General features: G+C 65.8%; 18 protein-coding genes. 8 read left to right on the top strand and 10 right to left on the bottom strand.

Going from position 1 to position 18,391, the window contains the following annotated elements; genetic code table 11:
* The first annotated feature begins 29 nt into the window (after nucleotides 1-29).
* Nucleotides 30-680 (top strand): DUF2293 domain-containing protein, encoded by a 651-nt coding sequence (locus A5759_RS04145; RefSeq protein WP_068194185.1) that lies wholly within the window; start codon nucleotides 30-32, stop codon nucleotides 678-680.
* A gap of 64 nt (nucleotides 681-744) precedes the next feature.
* Here the strand turns inward: A5759_RS04145 and A5759_RS04140 are convergent, their stop codons facing one another.
* Genes A5759_RS04140 through A5759_RS04125 form a run of 4 tightly spaced genes read right to left on the bottom strand, consistent with a single transcriptional unit; the run spans nucleotide 745 to nucleotide 4,925 of the window.
* A complete protein-coding gene (locus A5759_RS04140; protein WP_068194182.1) occupies nucleotides 745-1,083 on the bottom strand; it encodes a hypothetical protein in 339 nt (112 codons plus the stop codon).
* The gene (locus tag A5759_RS04135) at nucleotides 1,076-1,891 is read right to left on the bottom strand and encodes an SPFH domain-containing protein (RefSeq protein ID WP_068194179.1); all 816 of its coding nucleotides are present in this window, start codon (nucleotides 1,889-1,891) and stop codon (nucleotides 1,076-1,078) included. Before A5759_RS04135 ends, A5759_RS04140 begins: the two co-directional genes overlap by 8 nt.
* Entirely contained in the window at nucleotides 1,891-2,535 is a 645-nt protein-coding gene (locus A5759_RS04130; protein ID WP_068194177.1) for a hypothetical protein, read from the bottom strand. The genes A5759_RS04135 and A5759_RS04130 overlap by 1 nt, the downstream gene beginning before the upstream one ends.
* Entirely contained in the window at nucleotides 2,532-4,925 is a 2,394-nt protein-coding gene (locus tag A5759_RS04125) for a nitric-oxide reductase large subunit (protein WP_231984538.1), read from the bottom strand. Before A5759_RS04125 ends, A5759_RS04130 begins: the two co-directional genes overlap by 4 nt.
* A 168-nt stretch (nucleotides 4,926-5,093) precedes the next feature.
* On the opposite strand from A5759_RS04125, the gene A5759_RS04120 reads away from it, so the two are divergent.
* On the top strand, nucleotides 5,094-6,110 hold the full coding sequence (locus tag A5759_RS04120; protein WP_068194159.1) for a TIGR03617 family F420-dependent LLM class oxidoreductase: 1,017 nt from the start codon (nucleotides 5,094-5,096) through the stop codon (nucleotides 6,108-6,110).
* Nucleotides 6,111-6,143: 33 nt separating this feature from the next.
* Here the strand turns inward: A5759_RS04120 and A5759_RS04115 are convergent, their stop codons facing one another.
* The 3 genes from A5759_RS04115 to A5759_RS04105 all read right to left on the bottom strand — a co-directional run bounded on the left by A5759_RS04115 (nucleotide 6,144) and on the right by A5759_RS04105 (nucleotide 8,310).
* The gene (locus A5759_RS04115) at nucleotides 6,144-7,019 is read right to left on the bottom strand and encodes a hypothetical protein (protein ID WP_068194156.1); all 876 of its coding nucleotides are present in this window, start codon (nucleotides 7,017-7,019) and stop codon (nucleotides 6,144-6,146) included.
* A 63-nt stretch (nucleotides 7,020-7,082) separates the two neighbouring features.
* The gene (locus A5759_RS04110) at nucleotides 7,083-7,436 is read right to left on the bottom strand and encodes a Fe-S protein (RefSeq protein ID WP_068194153.1); all 354 of its coding nucleotides are present in this window, start codon (nucleotides 7,434-7,436) and stop codon (nucleotides 7,083-7,085) included.
* Nucleotides 7,437-7,554: 118 nt separating this feature from the next.
* A complete protein-coding gene (locus A5759_RS04105) occupies nucleotides 7,555-8,310 on the bottom strand; it encodes an SseB family protein (RefSeq protein WP_068194150.1) in 756 nt (251 codons plus the stop codon).
* A 188-nt stretch (nucleotides 8,311-8,498) separates the two neighbouring features.
* Between A5759_RS04105 and A5759_RS04100 the strand changes: the two genes are divergently transcribed.
* The 3 genes from A5759_RS04100 (at nucleotide 8,499) to A5759_RS04090 (ending at nucleotide 10,990) form a co-directional block, all read left to right on the top strand.
* Nucleotides 8,499-8,816, top strand: a complete 318-nt coding sequence (locus tag A5759_RS04100; RefSeq protein ID WP_068194148.1) for a type VII secretion target — start codon at nucleotides 8,499-8,501, stop codon at nucleotides 8,814-8,816.
* Between the two features lie 123 nt (nucleotides 8,817-8,939).
* Nucleotides 8,940-10,565, top strand: coding sequence for a hypothetical protein (locus tag A5759_RS25830; RefSeq protein WP_156616806.1), 1,626 nt, complete (start codon nucleotides 8,940-8,942; stop codon nucleotides 10,563-10,565).
* Nucleotides 10,566-10,570: 5 nt separating this feature from the next.
* A complete protein-coding gene (locus A5759_RS04090; RefSeq protein ID WP_068194142.1) occupies nucleotides 10,571-10,990 on the top strand; it encodes a hypothetical protein in 420 nt (139 codons plus the stop codon).
* A 290-nt stretch (nucleotides 10,991-11,280) separates the two neighbouring features.
* Here the strand turns inward: A5759_RS04090 and A5759_RS04085 are convergent, their stop codons facing one another.
* Entirely contained in the window at nucleotides 11,281-11,838 is a 558-nt protein-coding gene (locus A5759_RS04085; RefSeq protein WP_068194140.1) for a bifunctional 2-polyprenyl-6-hydroxyphenol methylase/3-demethylubiquinol 3-O-methyltransferase UbiG, read from the bottom strand.
* A gap of 73 nt (nucleotides 11,839-11,911) precedes the next feature.
* Nucleotides 11,912-13,564: an NERD domain-containing protein gene (locus A5759_RS04080; protein WP_068194138.1), complete on the bottom strand. Its 1,653-nt coding sequence runs from the start codon at nucleotides 13,562-13,564 to the stop codon at nucleotides 11,912-11,914.
* A 167-nt stretch (nucleotides 13,565-13,731) separates the two neighbouring features.
* Between A5759_RS04080 and A5759_RS04075 the strand changes: the two genes are divergently transcribed.
* Both A5759_RS04075 and A5759_RS04070 read left to right on the top strand, forming a co-directional pair.
* Nucleotides 13,732-14,073: a DUF732 domain-containing protein gene (locus tag A5759_RS04075; protein ID WP_068194133.1), complete on the top strand. Its 342-nt coding sequence runs from the start codon at nucleotides 13,732-13,734 to the stop codon at nucleotides 14,071-14,073.
* A gap of 38 nt (nucleotides 14,074-14,111) precedes the next feature.
* The gene (locus tag A5759_RS04070) at nucleotides 14,112-15,071 is read left to right on the top strand and encodes a hypothetical protein (RefSeq protein WP_068194131.1); all 960 of its coding nucleotides are present in this window, start codon (nucleotides 14,112-14,114) and stop codon (nucleotides 15,069-15,071) included.
* Here A5759_RS04070 and A5759_RS04065 read toward each other — a convergent pair.
* Nucleotides 15,068-16,807, bottom strand: coding sequence for a DUF4407 domain-containing protein (locus A5759_RS04065; RefSeq protein WP_068194128.1), 1,740 nt, complete (start codon nucleotides 16,805-16,807; stop codon nucleotides 15,068-15,070). The genes A5759_RS04070 and A5759_RS04065 overlap by 4 nt on opposite strands.
* A gap of 197 nt (nucleotides 16,808-17,004) precedes the next feature.
* Here A5759_RS04065 and A5759_RS04060 point away from each other — a divergent pair, with 197 nt between their 5' ends.
* Nucleotides 17,005-18,294 carry an alpha/beta hydrolase gene (locus tag A5759_RS04060; RefSeq protein WP_068194126.1) on the top strand — a complete coding sequence of 430 codons (1,290 nt, stop codon included), beginning with the start codon at nucleotides 17,005-17,007 and terminating at the stop codon, nucleotides 18,292-18,294.
* The last annotated feature ends 97 nt before the right edge of the window (nucleotides 18,295-18,391 follow it).

Genomic DNA, 18,391 nt, shown 5'->3' with positions numbered 1-18,391 from the left:
GTGTCGGACCATCAACGTACGGTCGGCGCATGGTGGGTGTAGACGTACGAGTCAGGCATGCCGAGCAGGTACCGGATGCGACGGCGTGTGCCAAATGTGCCGGCGCGTCTGACGTGTTGCTCAGAACCAAGTCCGGCGCGGTGTGCCTCGACTGCGCCGGGCTCGCCCATCTGGAGTTCCTCCCCGCAGGCAGCGCCGCGCTCACCAGGCGAGCTGTGAAGCTCAGCCGGTCGCCGGTCGTCGTGATGCAGAAGAGCCTTCGGCGCTTCCGCTATCGGGGGCAGAGCATGTACGAGCGGCAGGGCATCCTGGCCGAGCCGGCGGCGATCGAGGCGGCGGCGTTGGCCAGCCTGGCAGACGCCGGTGTACGCGGCAGCGACGGCATCGCTGAGCTGATCCGGGAACTGTTCCCCGGGTGTCCGACCAATCGCGCCGACGCAATAGCGCTGCACACCGCCGCCAGTTTGTGTGGTCGAGGCCGCCAACGGTTGACGGTGCCCGAGATCGGACCCGATGCGGTCCGCGAGGCGGTCACGGCCTCGGTGCTCCACGTCGACACCGACTACGACCAGCTGGTGGCGTCGGGCCTCGACCGCGAGACCGCGCGGGCGCGAGTGTTCAACCGTGTCGAGGAGGTGCTTCGCGCTTGGCGCGACGGCGTCTCACTGCTCGACTCCTGATCATGACCGTCGACTCTGCGCTGAGGGCGCTCGAAACCGCGAATTCCGCGTCCTGACCGCAGGATCAACCGGCGTTAGGAGCCCAGGGTTCGACGGCGTCCTTGCGGTGAAAGTGCCGCCACAGCCGTGCGCCGCCCGAAAGCGCCACCAGCACCCCGATGCCGCCGACGACGATGCCGGCGAACAGCGACACGAACAAGGGATCGACCGCCTCCCCCACCGCACCGGCTCCGATCATGCCGCCGATCAAGAACCCGAACAGCGGCGCCAGCACGGCGACCGCCCCTCCCAGCAGCGCCCGCCACAGGCCCGGCGGGGTGGGCTCGAGAACCACCGGACGACCGTCGTCGACGGCGTCACCGGTCTCATCGACGGTCACGGGTTCGGGCGTGTTGCTACTCATCGGATTTGACCCTCCTGATGTGCGGAATCGCGCCGCCGGGAGCCGCCGGATCGTTCCGAGAACCTTCGAGGAACGGGCGCACGATGTCCATGGGAATCGGGAACACGACGGTCGAGTTCTGGTCGGCGCCCAGTTCGAGCAGCGTCTGCAGATAGCGCAATTGCAGCGACGCAGGGCTCTCGCTGAGCGTGATCGCCGCGTCGCGCAGCTCCGTCGACGCCTGCAGTTCGCCGCGGGCGCTGATGACCTTGGCGCGTCGCTCCCGTTCCGCCTCGGCCTCGCGGGCCATCGCACGCTGCATCATCTCGGGGATCTCGACATCCTTGATCTCGACGACTTCGACGACGATCCCCCACGGCTCGGTCTGCTTGGCGATCGATGCCGCGAGATCCTCGTTGAGATCGGCGCGGTGCGCGAGCAGCGTGTCGAGGTCGGCCCGCCCGACGACCGAACGCAGCGTGGTCTGCGCGATCTGCGACGTCGCGATCGCGAAGTTCTCCACGGCCATCACCGATTTCGTCGGATCGGTCACCCGGAACAGCACCACGGCGTTGACCCGCGCGGTCACGTTGTCGCGGGTGATGACCTCCTGGGGCGGGATCGTCAGGGTCACGGTTCGCAGGTCCACTCGCACGAGCTTGTCGATGCCGGGCACCACGACGACGATGCCGGGCCCCAGCGGTCCGCGCAGCCGGCCGAGGCGGAACGCCACCCCACGCTCGTACTCCTTGACAACGCGTATCGACGCGGCCGCGACGGCCAGCAGCACGACCGCGAAGAACACGACGACCACCAACCAACCCTCCATCAGAGCACCTCCCCCGGCTCCGCCCGCCGGTCGGACGCATACGAGCTACGACGACGGACCTCGGCTTCAGCCAGACGCTTTCGTTCCTCGAGGTTCTCGTCGAGCGACTGGAACACCACCCCGTCAGGGACGGCCGGTGTGCGGCGCAGGTGCGACCACAACGGCAGACTCATCACCCCGACCACGACGGCGGATCCCAACAGCAGCAACGCCTCCGGCGCGGTGTCGGCCGCCAGGGCCGTCGCCGAGGGCAGGATCACTGCGATGGCACTGACGGCGCAGGCGATTCCGCGATGGAACCGCGCCGCCTCCGACGCCGGCCAACTATCGATCGCCCGGCTCACTTCGCGGCCGTCGTGCGACGAGGTACAGGTGTGCTTGACCGGGCAGGCGTTGCAGATCGACGGGGTGCCCCGGTACCGCATGACCCGGTTATCGGGGTCAAAGGACGTGGGCCACAACCACTGATCCTCCGGACACTGCCAGGCGTCGTGGTCCTCGTGGTAGACGAACGCCCCCGTCCGGTGCCCCTCGACCTTGGCTGCGGCGCGGCGGGCGAACGTGTCGATGCCGTACGCGATGGCGACGAGAACCACCGCGTAGCCGATCGTCAGCCACGCCGCGATCCCGATTCCGGCGATCATGGACCCTCACCGCTTTCGTCGGGCGTCACCCGCCGGTCGGAGGCGTAGCGGCTGCGTCCCGGTACCGCCACACCGGTGCGGTCCTCCTCGGCGTGGGCGTGCTCCTCGACGAACAACGTCTCGGCGGGCAGCGTGTGCGTGGTCGCCTTGATGCCGTAACGCACACCGACCCAGGCGATCCAGAGGAACGGCAGCACGCCGCCGAGGATGAACAGGAAGTCGCCCGGCATGCGCAACCACTCCAGCACCACGTTGCCAGACTGGGTGATGTAGTTCAGGGCGCGGGCCTCGTAATACCCGTCGTTGACCGAGTGCCACAGTTGCAGGACGCCGAGAGGCAGGAGCGTGGCGAACACCATCCACGCCAACCCGATGTTGAGCGACCAGAACGACAGCTTCGCGAGCTTCTCGGGCCAGCGTTGCGGCGGGATGATGTAGCGCAGCGCGAACAGCGCCAACCCGACGGCGAGCATGCCGTAGACGCCCATCATTGCGCCGTGTGCGTGGTTGGCCGTGAGCGCGGTGCCGATCTGGTAGTAAGACACGATCGGCAGGTTGATCAGGAAGCCGAATATTCCTGCGCCGACGAAGTTCCAGAAGCCCACGGCGACTAGGAACATCACTGCCCACCGGTGCGGGAACGGTGCGCTGCTACGTGATTGCTGCCGCGAGCCCAGCTGCAGGAAGGTCCACGCTTCGACGGTCAGGAACGTCAGCGGGATCACCTCGAGTGCGGAGAAGAACGCGCCGAGTGCCATGTGCTCCACCGGTGTTCCGGAGAAGTACAGGTGGTGCATCGTGCCGATCACGCCACCCATCGAGTAGAGGATGACGTCGAGGAAGATCAGCTGGATCGCGATCTTGCGTCGCACCACGCCCAGCATCACGAAGATGTAGGCGACCATGACGGTGGTGAACAGCTCGAGGAAGTCCTCGACCCACAGGTGCACCACCCAGAACCGCCAGAATTCGGCGACGGTCAAATGGGTTTCGGTGCCGGCGAGCATGCCGACGGCGTAGAACGCGGGGATGGCCAGGCCGGCGTAGAAGAACAGCCACGGCATGTTCAGCTTGCTCTCGGTCTTCAGCCGGGACCGGATCGCGCGGAAGATGATCGCCATCCACAGGAACAAACCGATCACCAGCAGCGCCTGCCAGAACCGCGGCAGGTCGAGGTATTCCCACTGCTGGTCGAAGAAGATGGAGCCCTTGGCCCAGTCGACGCCGAACGTGCTCAGCGCCGTGCCGACCAGCGTCCCGACGACGACGACGAACAACGCGCCGAGCAGCCCGTAGGTCAGCCAGGACTGCCGGCGTGGTTCGCGCCCGGAGATGATCGGCGCCAGGAAGATTCCGGCGGCAAGGAACGACGCCGCGGTCCACAGCAGCGACAACTGCACGTGCCAGGTCCTCGCCAGGTTGAACGGCAGGATCTGCGCCAGGTCGAGGCCGAAGAAGTTGCTCAATTCGGCACGGTAGTGCTCGATCGCGCCGCCCAGTATCGCCTGGGCGAGGAAGAGCACCGCGACGACGAGGAAGAACCAGGCTGTCGCCTTCTGCGACGGGGTGATCGCCACCTCACCGGGTTGGCGGAACTTCAGCGACGGCGTTTCGGTTGCGTGCCAACCGATTTTGCGGCTCCATCGGCCGTAGAGGGCGAACAGCGCACCGAGCCCGGCGAGCAGCGCGATGAGCGACATCGCCGACCAGACCAGGATGTCGGCGGTGGGCGTGTTGTTGACGCGCTGTTCCGGTGGCCAGTTGTTGGTGTAGGAGTAGGAGTGGCCGTCACGTTGCGCCGCACTGGCCCAGGCGGTCCAGCTGAAAAACGCTGTCAGCTCCTTGATTTCCTGCGGGTCGGTGATGACCTGCGGGATGAGGCCGTATTCGGTGGAGTCGGTGCCGAACAGGTCGGCGTAGTAGTTACGGATCTCTTCGAATGCGCTTACCTGCTCGGCAGTGAACTGCAGCGTTCCGGTGGCCTCGTCGTAGCGGTTGGTCCGCATCATCTCCACGACGGCGGCGGTCGGATCCTGCACTCCGGCGTCGCGCAGCTCCTGTCCGACATGGTCGGCGGACAGGCGAAGGTATTCGGCGGTGTAGTCCGGTCCGAGATAGCCGCCGTGGCCCATCACCGACCCGTACTGCTGCAGCCCGCGCCGCAGGAAGATCTGCTGTCCGGCGGTGATGTCCTGCGCGGTGAAGAGTGTCTGGCCGTCGGGGCCGACGACGCGCTGCGGCTGCGGCATCGAGTCGGAGTAGGTTCGGGCGGCCAGCATGCCCATGATCAGGAAACCGAAGACCATGACCAGGGCGACGCCCTGGACCCAGCCTTTGGAAATGGCGAGTTCCGCCTTGCTCGGAGCGGGCTCCAAGAACTGGTCTGTCACGGCCATCCCTTCCGGCGACATTTTTCACGATCGCAGCGTCTAGCCAAAGTAACGAAAGGCGTCGCGAAAGTGGTGGAGGTTCTGAAAGTTCGCGTCGGCCTTGGCAGTTGTTAAGTAAAGGCTAGCCAAAGTCGCGGGGCAACTCGGGGCCCGGCGTAGGGTGCGACTGTGCACGTCGACGTGATGACCACCCCACGACCGCTCCTGGACATCGGCGAGCTGGCCCGACGGACGCAGACGGCCGGCTTCTCCGGCTTGCTGTTCACCGAGACCGGCCGCACGCCGTACATGAACGCGGCGGTGGCGGCGCAGGCCGCGCCGGGGCTGGAGTTGTCGACGGGTGTGGCGGTGGCGTTTCCGCGCAGCCCGTTCGTGACGGCGGCGACGGCGTGGGAGTTGCAGGAGGCCTCGGGCGGGCGATTTCGTCTGGGCCTGGGTACGCAGGTACGCACGCATGTGGTGCGCCGCTACGGGATGGAGTTCGAGCGTCCGGGTCCGCGGTTGCGCGATTATGTGCTGGCGGTGAAGGCGTGCTTCCATGCGTTCCGGACGGGCAAGCTCGAGCATCGCGGTGACTTCTACAGCCTGGACTTCATCACGCCGCAGTGGAGCGCGGGCCCGATCGATGCACCGGATCCGAAGGTCGATGTGGCGGCGGTGAACCCGTGGATGCTGCGAATGGCGGGCGAGGTGGCCGACGGGATCCACGTGCATCCGCTCGGTGAGCCGGGGTACATCGGTCGGCATGTTGTGCCGAACCTGGCTGAGGGCGCGGCGAAGTCAGGGCGTTCGGTCGACGACATCGCCGTGATTGTGCCGGTGATGACGGTCGTCGGCGACACCGACGAGGAACGCGAACGCGAGCGGGAGTTGGTGCGCGCGAGCATGGGCTTCTACGGCAGCACACCGAACTACGCGTTCATCTGGGACGAGGCGGGGTTCGAGGGCACGACGGCGCGGATCAGGGAGAAGCAGAAGGCCGGCGACTACCAAGGCATGGCGGCTTGTATCACCGACGAGCACATTGCAACGTTCGCCACGGAGTCGACGTGGGAGGGGCTGGCGGACGCGTTGATGTCGCGGTACGGCGAGGTGGCGTCACGCGTGGTGCTGTACAACGCGCTGGCCGATCCGGAGCGGTTCGAGCGTTACGGCGAGGTGGCGCAGCGCATTCGGGCTCGATAGAGGGTCCCCGCCAGCGGACTCGCCTCGACTGGGTCACCATTGGCTGCCACATACGGTGCAGGTCCAGTCGTCGTTTTGACGGACACAGCCTCGGTAGTCGTCCCACGGCGGGAAGTCCAGATGGAAGACGTGCCCGAACTGCGCGCTCTGCGTCCGTTGGGCGCCGCAGTACGGACACCGCGGATGCTGCGAGAACAGATAGTCGATCAGGCTCGTGAAGCCGCCGTCACGCATGGCGGTGTCGCAGCGCAGGCACAGCACGCCGGGCCAATCGGCTGGAAGCTCGGGCAGCCAACACTTGTCGGGTATCGGTCCGTAGAAGTAGCTCGGCACGTTGGTGGCCTCCATGATGACCGGCTGTGGTTGCGGTCGCTCAGGAAAGTCGACCGTGCGGATGCGGAACGCGTCGCGGGCACGCTCGCCGAGCAGGTCGAGCACGGCTCCGCATCCGGAGCACTGCCCGCGGGAGTGAAGGAGGGTGGCCGCCGCGGCCATCGTCGAATGGCCGAACCGGGTCGAACGCTTGCCGTCGGCGTCGCAATCGGTCAGCGCGAGAGTCATGCGAGCGGCCGCGTCGCCGCGGAGCTGCCACACCGTGCGGGGGTCTTCGTCGCCGGCGAACCTCACGAGCCGTGCCAGCGTGCCGAGGTCCACCAAGCCGGGGCTCGGCAGGCCCCAGGTGATCTCGGCGCGGTCGAAGCGGCCATCGGGACCGATGCGGCCGAGTTGTGTCATGACCGACGGCGGATCGGTGTTCAAAACGATGGCCACCGGGTCGCCGATGTGGGCTTCGCCGAAGCCGTAGCGCCAGGGCCGATACGTCGAGCGATCCTCCAGCAGAGTGATCGCCGCGTCCTTCCAGTCGGCTCCCTCGACGATGTGAAGGCGTTCGGTTGCAGTTTGCGTCACTACACCATTATTCCAGGTGGGTATGACAATTCAGCGATCCACGCGTTTGCTGATCGGGCCAGGTCACCACAGGACGGCAATCGCCGCGGCCGCCAACGACAGCACGCCGATCGACCAGAACATCGGTCGCGGGATCGGGTTGCCGGTGCGCTTCTGACGGGCGCTGCCCATGCCGAGGAAGCCGCCGAGGACGACGAGGATCACCAGCTTGATGCCGATCTTCGGGTAGTTGAGTTCGATGCCGGCGGGCCACGGCGCGGCGAGGGTGAGTCCGGTGAGCAGTGAGAGCAGAAGGCCGTAGTCCATGGCGCGGGTGGTTCGGAAGCGCTGGGCGAGGGCTTCGGCGGCCCACCCGCCGAACGTGATCGCGAAGCCGACGATGTGCAGCAGTACAACTACGTTGCGTAGTAGCTCCATGCGGAGAGCTTAGCGCTCGTCGTTCAGGACTTCAGGGGCGAACGTCTCGAAGCGGCGCGTGCTGCGACCCGCAGGACGTACGGACATCGCTGAGACAGTGCGCGGAGGCTGAGCAGCATCAGTCGCCAATCTCTGCTCTCGAGAAGGTAATCGACGGCCCGGCGGGGTTGATGACGATGCCACCATGGCCGCCCTTGCGAACCATATCGAGCACCTCGAGCGTGGTGAAGGCGCCGACGGTATCCGACACGTTGTGCGCGACGACCTCTGGCGCACTGGTGAATCCGACCAGAGCCGTCGAGCCGTCGCTCAGAGCCATCGATCGAATCGCCACTTTTCCGGGGACGGAGTTTTTGTCTGCGCCGAGCAGCAACGGTCCCTCCGTCAGCAGGACCTGCAGGACTTCCTGCCTGTCGGCGTCACCAGAATCAAGGGCGGCGAGCATCGTCTTCAACGGCTCGTTGTTCGGGTTCCGCAGCGCGAAATCGATGTCCGTCGCCGACAATGCGCAGGTCGGACCCGCAGGGTCGACGTAGAGCCAGGCATCCTGACGGTCCCGTGCGAAACTCAGCGCACCAGTCGCGGACGTGACCATCGACTGGGTGCGCGTGTCTGGAGAGTAGAGGCGGGCGACCTCCTCCTGTCGGGTGAAGACATAAAGTGCCCGGCCGCCGTCCGGTCCTGTGCCACCGCGGATCTGTAGCTGTGATCCGGCAGCGAAAGAACCGCCCTCAGGCTCGTCGGACCCAGTGATGTCGAAGAGCAACTCGCCATACATGCACGACCGAAGCACATCGAGGGCGGTCCGCTGGTTCGGTTGAGCCGCAAACTCGCCAACCGCTCGACGGACGGTCTCATTGTCGACAAGAGTCACGCGCGGCTTCCCATCACCATCAGGAACCTCATGCCATGCATGAAACCACTCGCGGCGGGGCGAAGACTTCGCCCCTTCGCCTCACGCGTCCCGTCCGCCGGTCCTTCGGGGCGGTCTCTCCTCCGAGAATTGCCGCGTAGGACAGCACCGCAGCGCTGTTAGTGTGCGGTTAGAGCCATGAAGGGGAGATGGTGTCGGACTCGAGTGAGCCGCTGAAGGTCGATCCGATCGAGTTGCGCATGACCGCAAACCAACTCGACGGCCAGGCCGGTGGGTTTCGGAGCGCACATCAGGCGGCGGAGGCACGGGCGGGCAACGCCGTTCTTGGATCGGGGGCTTCAGCTGCGGCGTTGCCGAAGATGGTGGCGTCGTGGGAAGCCGACGGTTCACGCTTCGTCGAGGAGTTCACCAAGCACGCTCGGGCACACCGCACGGCCGCCGACAGCTACGTGCGCACCGATGCAGCGGGCGCCGAGGGCATCGAGGATGCGGGCTCTGCGCTGTGAGATGACACCGTGGCGCTGACCCTGGCCGAGCTCAAACAGTGGCCACCCGAGATCGCCGACCTGGCCGGATCCGCGCGCGCCGCCGCCGACAACCACACCAACTCTGCTGAGTTCTATCGCTCGTTGATCACGGTGTCGGCCTGGGAAGGCCACGGCGCACAAGCCGCCAAGTCGGCGATGACGGCCACGGCTGTCGACCACGAGACGGTGGCCGACAATCTCGGTAAGGTCGCGAGCCGGATGCAGCGCATCCAGCACGATTCCGAGGGCCTGGCCCAGACCATCAAGGCCATCCTCGACGATGCCGCCGCCGCGCCGGCGGTGCTCATCGACGAATACACCAACCAGGTGATCGTCCCGGACACCAGCCACATGACCGAGGAATACGCCGCGCAAGTGGCGGGCAAGGTCGCCGACCTTGAGCAGCGCATCGGCGCCGCGCTCGCCGACGGGCAGCGCATCGACGCCGAACTGGCGGGTGCGATCACCGCCGCCAGTGGGGCCACCGAGCCGGTGCCGAAGACAGCAGGCGATCTGCTGCTGCCCGCAACCGGTGATCGCCGCACAGATCCCAAGCCGAGCGAACCAGCATCCCCACCCGACAGCCTCGCCAGTGCACTGGATCAGCTCGCCAGGGCCCCTGTCGGCCGACCCGACGCTTCACCGGCGCAGCCGGTGGCACTGGACCCGGCCAAGGTCGAGCAGTTCAAGAAGCTGGCCCGCGAGACGATGCTGCGTGACGGGGTGCCGCCCGGGCAGATCGAGCAGCGACTCGACGCGATCGTCGCCGCAGCACACAAGCCGCTACCGGCGTCCAAGCCCTCCGAGGATGCCCCGATGCCCAAGCCCGGCTTCACCGAGGGTTTCGCCGACGGTTGGTTCAACACCGAAGAGAGCATCAAAAACCTGATCGGAGCCAACGGATGGGAGGACTTGAAGGACTCCTGGACCGACATGGCCAAAGGCACCTGGCAACGAGTGACCAATCCGATCGACTCGATACAAGAAGACCTCGCGCACCTCACGGAGTATCCCGGTCCCTACCTGGGCGAGGTGGCCGGCGGAACCGCTCTCACCGCGCCCAGCGCCCTTCTCGGCGGTGAAGGCGCACTCCTCGCCCACGGCGCAAGAGCAGCCATACCCGACGACGTCATCGACTTACCAACTCCCCCAAGCACAGTCGATCACTCGATCCTGCCCGAATCTATGCACGAGCCACCAGCGGGCAATGTCCAGCCCCTACTACCAGTTGGCGATGCTGGCTACTCACCTGACGCACCTCTCATTGCGTCCACTTTGAACGAAGCATTTGTGAACGGAAGCCCAGTAACGGACCTTGCCCGCGAGCTCGCAGAGCTTTCCACGCATCAGTTCGGAAATGCCGATCGCGTAGTTCTCGGCAAGTGGGATGGATTAGACGGCGGATACATCGGCGAGGCGCGAGCCAATGGCGGAATCTACTACGACACAGGGCCAGACGCCTGGAACGCAATTGGCGACGGCCTCAGCAAGCCGGAGGCAAACGCGCTCGGCTGGTTTGTCAACGAGCAGTTCCTACAAGCTCAGATGGAAAGGGGAGTTCCTCGCATCGACTACGTCGTCGAAGGCACGCGATTCTCGTCGATAGAAGACGTGATCCGCACCGACCCAAATTCGTTCTCAGCAAGGGAGATAAAGTTCCTAGTGCAGAACGCAGCAACATATGGATATGAGCGAGTTGGCAATTCGTGGGTGAAGAAAGAAGGTTGATGTAAATGGATGACTTCTTGAACCAAGTGCAGTCCATCGTCGGTCCTCTGTTGTTCGAACTCGGCTTTGAGCTAGAAGACGTCGACCTCAGCGTGGACGAGGGAGGCAGGTCGGGCGGTGTTGTCTACTATCGATCCAGAGACTCCAAGATCCAAGTCTACGAATCCTCGCGCGAGGCCAGCATCAATTGCATGATCGCTCCACTCAATGCACCCAACGAATTCGGGCCTCATGACAGGTCGCATCGCTGGCAGTACTTGACGGAATTCACTCCCATGCCCAATACGCGCCTCGAAGAGTTGGTCGAATCCGTCAGCTTCAAACCGAAGACGACAGCTGAGCAACTACATTGGGTCCGAGACATCATTGGCGAACACTTCGAAGCAGCGCATGCTGGGATCCTCAAAGCGAACGGACACCGCTGACTTCCCTGTTCGGCTGGCTCGAATCTCCGCGTTAGCAATATCTGGGGGAATGCCGACTCCTGATGTCGAAATCCGTTGAACAGATCGAAGAGTTGGTGAGAGAAGGCGCTTAGCTTCAAGCTGGTTTGGTGCGCCTATCGCTTAACCTGGCCGATAGGTGGCTGCGGCGAAAGTGAAATATCTGAGTCGCCATCAGGTCGCGATCCGCCCAGGATCGGCAGATCTCGAGACAGAACGCTGCTGCAGGACGGCACGGCAACCACCACGCCTGTCGCTGCGGGATTAGGGCGTCAGGCGAGTACGGGCTTTCTTGCCAGCAGCCACGCTTCGCCGTCACCTTCGCCCTCGGCGATGACCCCGAGTCCAGCGAACGCGGTGGCCAACTCCCCAGGCGCGACTCGGAAGCGGCCCGGCCCCGCACCGACAACGCTCAGCGCCGAGATCGCCAGCAGACCACCGGGCGCCAGCCGCTTGATGATCGATTGGTCAAGATGAGGAGCGCGGAATCGGTGGCAGACAATGGTATCGACGTGCGGACCCGCGGGCAGGCCCAGGTCGAGATCGACAACGTCGAACCGGCATCGATCGCTGACTCCGCTACGCGTAGCGAGGTCCCGCGCTCGGCGAATAGCTGTCGCCGAGATGTCTACTCCCCAGACATCCATGCCGCGACGCGCGAGCCACACGCTCGCTGACCCCAACCCGCACGCCAGTTCCAGTGCTCTTCCCTCGGTCGGGAACTCGTTCTCAAACGGGGCGAACACAGCAGGAAGCTCGGCCGCGACCAGTTGCGCCGCCTCGCGGCTCTGATACCGCTCCTCCCAGTGGACGCGGTCCTGCCCGCTCACAGAGCTCAGCGTACGCAGCGTCCCCGCTTGAGGATGTGAAGCCCAGTCGCCAATCCTCGAAAGCTTGACTGCGTCATCCGATATTCAACCGCCGCGCCAGATCTGGTCCGCCCACCTCGCGGACGAATTCCGGGTCGCCGCACACCACGAGGCGGTCACGAGCCCGTGACAAACCGACATACAACCGTTCGCGAGAGCGCTCGAACTGGCCAGAATCATTGATCACCAGCACAACTGCGCGCCGCTCGAGACCCTTGAACCCGAGTACATGGCCGTAGAACACTTGGTCTGCATCCCAGAAGCTGTCCCAGTACGTCCTGTGGCCGGCCTTCTGTCGTTCCGCCTGTTCGGGATGCCGGCTGCCGGTCGTCAGCAGCGCGAGATCCTCTGGCCGCCAACCCTCCTCGAGGAGCGCCTCGACCTGATCGTCGCCGACGCTCATCGCGTCCTCCCGGCTACAGGCGACGAACTCGACGGCAGGCCCCTCTCCACCGAGGAACCGCATCGGGTGATCGACCAGCGGTTGGAACGCCTTGGCGATCTGGCGGGTGTTGCGCAAATTGTGGTCGAGGATCAGCGGCACCAACGGCACCGGAGGTGACCCGTACCGGTTGAAGACTCGCTGACCCTCGTCGGTGAACACGTACAAGCCACCCTCGTCCGGATCTTTCAGCGCGATCAGCAGCGGTTCCCACCATGAGTCCGCGAAGTCCTGCGCCTCATCGACGACGATGGAATCGAATCGATGTCCAGCTTCGAGTTGCATTGCCAGCTCGGCCATTTGCACTGGGAGATCGTGTTCCCAGAACTTGACGGTTTCCTCGGTGCGCAACGACTCGTCGGGGCCCTCGGGTGCACCCCACAGCACGCCGAGGGCGTGGAACTCGCCGACATAACCGGGCCGCTGGCGCCGCGGCCAAGTGGCAGTGATGCGCTCGAGGTACGAGGCTAGCCCGTGCGAGTAACAAACGAGGGCTACGCGCTGGCCTCGTTGTGCCAGTCGGCGAGCCTGTTCCATCGCGAGGAACGTCTTGCCGCTGCCGGCGCCTCCGCGCACCTCGATGCGGTGGAGTAGCCGTGTGGCGTCGAGGATGACCGCCTGGTGCTCGGTGAGCGCATCGGCGGCGTCCTCGTTGGCCAGCGCTCGGGCAACGACGTCGCGCTGGGGCAGTCCCCGTCCGCTGAGCGCGGTGATGATCTGTTCGATGCCGTCTTGGTTGAGCAGCGGACGGTCGAGTTCCTGGCTGATCAACACGTGCCGCAGTTTGCCGTCGATGTCTTTGAGGTCGTTGCGGTCGATCACCTTCCAGCGCGGACAATCTGACAGCGCGAAGTCGTGAGGCAGTTCGGTGTTGGGCAGCACGACGACGTGATCCCAGCGCAGTCGGCCCTGTGTCCAGCGAGGGTCCTTCTCGATGTAGTCGCGCAGGGCGTAGCAGGCTTCGCGGGCCTGGCGGACGGGCTCGACGGTGTATTCGCGCCCACCGCGTTTCTGGCGCCACTGCTCCCCGTCGTGCCAGACTTCACCGCCCTTGACCTCCAGGCAGACGATGCCGGCGCCCTCGATGGCGACGACGAAGTCGACCTCGTGGTCCTTGAGGTGGTCGGTGACGCGTTGGCCGGCGACGACGAGGTCGTTGGGCTGGAGCTGTTCGACGAGGGCCTGGTAGACGCGGCGCTCGGCGCGGTTGGCCAGCCGCGGGGTGTCGGTCGGCGTGATGGTCATCGGGCCATCAGCTCCACACTTCGATGCAACCACCGCATGTCATGCCCTCCCCCAGGAACCTCGTCTCGATGTTAGCCACAGGCTCCGTCACTCCGGTCAGACCCGTGCGGCGGATTTGTCGGTGGGGAGGTTTAGCGTCAACTTCGAGCGCTAATTGAGGGGGAATCATGAGCGCACGTGGGGGAATTGCAGCCGCGATCGCGGTGTGCGGGGCGGTGGCGTTGTCGAGTCCGGCACGCGCCGATCAGTACGACTTCATCGCACAGCTCGACAACAGGGGCGTCTACTACAGCTCGATGCTCGACATGATCGACATCGGCAAGGAGTTGTGCCACGAACTGCGGTTCGGCGTGCCGCCGCCGGCGGTGCTCGGCAAGCTCCAACGCACGGGGTTCGCGCCCGCGGAGTCGGCGATCGTCCTGTTGTCGGCGGTCAACACGATGTGCCTGGACGCCAAGCCGGCGGTCGTCGAATGGGCACGGGGCATCGGCTACACCCAGCCGCTGTAGGGGCACGAGATGTCCGTCATTGAACAACGGCGGCTGTGATGGCAAGTCGCGGCTCGGATTCCGGAGGCGCGGCCGCCGTCTTCGGCCTCTTGATACTGATCTCGGTGGTCATCACCTACTACTGGGTCTTCATCGGGATAGGTGTGGCGATCGGATTGTTTTTCGCGGTGCGGGGCCTCGTGCGTCGAGAACAAGAACGTCGGCTCGCCGCGGCCCGTGAAGCAGAGATCCTGGCGTACCGCGCCGAACGGCAGCATCGATGGGCTCGACGCGGCGACAACCGAGGAATCTACGGCGTCGAAGGGGCCGACCTGATGCGGTCGATCTCAGTTCCACCCGCGGCACCACCGACCGAGACCCCCGACGAAGGACGCGTCGCTGCAATCGCCTACACCGCAGAGGACCTCGACATTCTGCTGAGGGATAGGCCTACGGAGTGGCAGTTGGCGGCTTTCGTGTCGGTGTTGGTTCAACGTCTCGAAGAGGTGACACCGCCGCGCATCCGCGATTGTCAGCTGCACTACCCGACCGCGCGGGGGCACTATGCGCGAAATGGTAGGGAAGTAGCTTCTTTCGTCGAGGACTGTCTCGACGACTTGTCCGAACTCGGTGCCCGGTTGGGCGCTTTCATGGGGGCACCGGCCCTCATGGACGTGCTCGACGACAGCAATGCCGACGCCAACGCCGTCGTGCACGTGGCCAACCGACTGATGGACTTCCACGAGCGGTTCCTCGAACTGGCCGAGCGTTGTCGGGATGCCAGCGTGCCCTCGGCGTATACCGGGCTGCTCAAGGATTGCGCTCAGCTGTTGGCCATTCCGCTGGAGGGCTACCGGGTGTTCATCGACGAACTGGTGGAAATAGTCGACGAAATGCCTGCGGTAGTTCGTTATGCACCGGGGGATGTCGATTGGGGAACGGTCACACTCGAGATCGTCACCGAAAACGCGCTTTTCAAGCGAATCGAGAAGCAGGTGCGCGCGGCCGCGAAAAGCTAACGCCCGGGCGGAAGTTCCCGAGGACCGCGATGTCCGCGCAGCTCACGAGCACCCCCGCCGGCGAGTTCGCCGCGCCCCTTGCCTCTCGTCACTGCGGATGCGTGTTCCGCACCGCGGCCGATCCGGCCATAGCCGTGCTCGCGATCGTCGTCTTGGGCGGTCGTCGCCCGCGCGGCGCCTGCCGCATCGGAATCACCTTCATCCACAACTTCTGCACCCTCCTCCATGTGGGTGCTCACCTTGCGGGTGCGGCGCATCGAGAAGTGAATCTCCTCGGTCTCCTCGAGGATCTGCCGCACACCCCGCAGCGGCTTGGTGGTGGCGTCGATCGCGTTGGCGATGATCGGCGGCACGAGCGGACGAATCCAGCGCGCCGCGGCGCGGGTGACATCTGGGATACCGGGAATCAGCGAGCGCCCGGCCTCACCCACCGGTTCCACCGAGCGGTCGTCGTCGGCCGGCGCGGGCAGGTTCTGGGGTGTGACAACCTCAGGCGTCTCGACGGAAGGCGCCTCGGCCGCAACGAGACTGGCCGCTTCGGCCTCCGCGGCGATCGGCAAGTACACATCCTGAGGCTCAATGATGCGCTCGGCGCGTGCGGAAACAGCCGGCTCAATCGCCTCGATCACCCGTCGGCGCTGCTGCTCCCGGTCGATCTCCAGTTGCGCCTCGACGGCCATCCGGGCACTGGCCAGCTGCTGCTCGGCCCACAAGTTCTCGATGGTGGCACGCACCTCGGCCCGTTTCACCGCGACTGACGTGTCGGCCTGCAGTTCGGCTCGATCGCGCTCGACATCGGCGGCGATCCCGCGATCCTGCGACGTCTCCCCCCGCCACAGCCGCAGGATCAGCGGCAGCAGGGCGAGCAAGACGAAGAACCCGTCGACGAGCAGGCGCAGCATCAGCGCACCAGCCTCGCCCAGTGTGTGGTCGTTCATGGCGACCCACCGCGCGCCCAACCCCCGATCCGCTTGGCCCGCGGCGGCCTGCCGGGCCTGCGACAAAGCCTGCTCACTGTCGGCGACCTGGGCGTCGAGCTCGGGCGCGCGACGGTCCCGCTCGGCCAGCGCGGCGTCGAGCGCGCGCTGAGCGTCGGAAAGGAAGTCGTTGGCCGTCCGGTTCTCGGGCCCGGCGCCGGGCACGCCGGTGATGAATGTCTGGGGGCAGTCGGGCCTCGGGTTGAACTCACACCGCGCGACGACGAGCGCGTCCTTGCGGCGTTGCACCGCCTGCTCCACAGCCGCATCGAGCCCATCGCGCGCCGCACGACTTCGGTCCAGCTCGGCCGCGGCCCGCGTGACCGCGGGCGTTCCGTCGGCAGCCATCGCCGCGCGCTCGTCCAGCAGCCGATCGACCGATCCGGAGAACACGACGACGGCGGCGAGCTCACCGACGACGAGCCCGATAGCCACCGCGACGGCCGCACGTCCCACCACGCCGGCGCCTCGCACCGCCCCGGCTGCAAGCACACGGCTCACCGCGCCTACCAGCAGGCCGAACGTCGACGTCACCGCGATGACGGCCATCAGCGGCCAGGTGGTCGACGAATCCAGTGCGGCAGCCGCCACGAGCCACGCCAGCAGCGCGACGACCAGCACCACCACACCTGCGCTGACCAGCGTCGACTGCTCATGGCGGGCGCTAAGGTCACGCTGATCGCCGCCGCCGAGCCATATGAGCGCAGACGCGACCGGTGAGACATCATGGTTCTGCTGAGATGCTCTGTGGGCGGACATGGAAACTCCAACATCTTCCGTGCTCTACCAGGCGTGACGAGGCGCAGACCGACGACCATGTCGGTGCTGTTCACCAGGCGGAACCCCCCGCGGATCGCACCATCACGCCGATGCGAATGCCGAAAGTCTCCCATACGCCGACGGTGCCTGTCCGTTCCGGACGACGCCGCGGCGGCGTCGCCTCGTATCGTGACCGAATGCGCAAGGATCGATTCCTCCACATCGCCCGGCAGGTCGCGGCGCTATTGGTGACGGCGGTGACCGCGGCCTCGACCCTCAACGGCTACCGACCATTGGCGCGTAAGGGCTACCCGTCGATCTTCTCGTTCGGCTTCGGTTTGGTGGTCAGCGAGTTCCCGCTGCAGACGCTGGTGAGCCAGCTTGGCGGGCTGGCGCTGACGGCTCGCCGGCTGACCCGTCCGGTGCGGATCATCGCCTGGGTGACGGCCGCCATCTCGGCGGCTGGACTGCTGAACTTCTCCCGCGCGGGTCATAAGGCCGCCGCCGCGCTGACCGCCGCGCTCGACAAGGGCTTGGGGACGCGTCGGCGCACCGACTCAACGGGCCTGTGGCGCCGGCCGGCCGGTGGCGGCACCGCCAAGACTCCGGGCGCTGTGCGGATGATGCGGATCTACCGCGACTACGCCCACGACGGCGACATCAGCTACGGCGAATACGGCGGCGCCAACCAGCTCGACATCTGGCGGCGGTCCGATCTCGACCGAGACGGCAAGGCGCCGGTGCTGTTTCAGATCCCGGGCGGCGCGTGGGTGACGGGAAACAAACGCGGGCAAGCACATCCGCTGATGAGCCATCTCGCCGAGCTCGGCTGGATCTGCGTGGCGATCAATTACCGCCACAGCCCGCGCAACACGTGGCCCGACCACATCGTCGACGTCAAACGTGCGCTGGCGTGGGTCAAGACGCATATCGCCGAGTACGGGGGTGACCCCGATTTCATCGCGATCACCGGCGGTTCGGCGGGCGGGCATCTGTCGTCGCTGGCGGCGCTGACGCCCAACGACCCGCGGTATCAGCCGGGCTTCGAAGACGTCGACACGCGGGTGCAGGCCGCGGTTCCGTTCTACGGCGTGTATGACTTCACCCGCTTCGAGGACGCGATGCATCCGTCGATGCCGGAGCTGCTCGAGCAGATGGTGATCAAACAACCGCAGAAGTCGAGCTTGGAGACGTATGCCGACGCCTCGCCGGTGAACCACGTGGCCGCCGACGCTCCGCCGTTCTTCATCCTGCACGGCACCAACGACTCGCTGGTTCCCGTCGAGCAGGCGCGGGCGTTCGTGTCGAAGCTGCGCGACGTCAGCGCCCAGCCGGTCGTCTACGCCGAATTACCGTTCGCGCAGCACGCTTTCGACATGTTCGGCTCGGCGCGCGCCGCTCACGCCGCGGTGGCCGTCGAGCATTTCCTGGCCGAGATTTACGCGAACCGGCAGCAGGCGACGGAAACGAGCATCCGCTCGTCGTGAGTCAGGTGCCACTGCTGCCAGTACCCATCGGAATGGGACGCGTACCGCAAGGGCCGCGCGACGGCCACCATTTGTGCGTTGGACAGGGCGGCGACGG

The organism is Mycobacterium sp. 852014-52144_SCH5372336 (assembly GCF_001665615.1).
Taxonomy (GTDB): Bacteria; Actinomycetota; Actinomycetes; order Mycobacteriales; family Mycobacteriaceae; genus Mycobacterium; species Mycobacterium neumannii_A.
The sequence above is the reverse complement of the archived record's forward strand: the minus strand, read 5'-3'. Positions and strand labels throughout refer to the sequence as shown.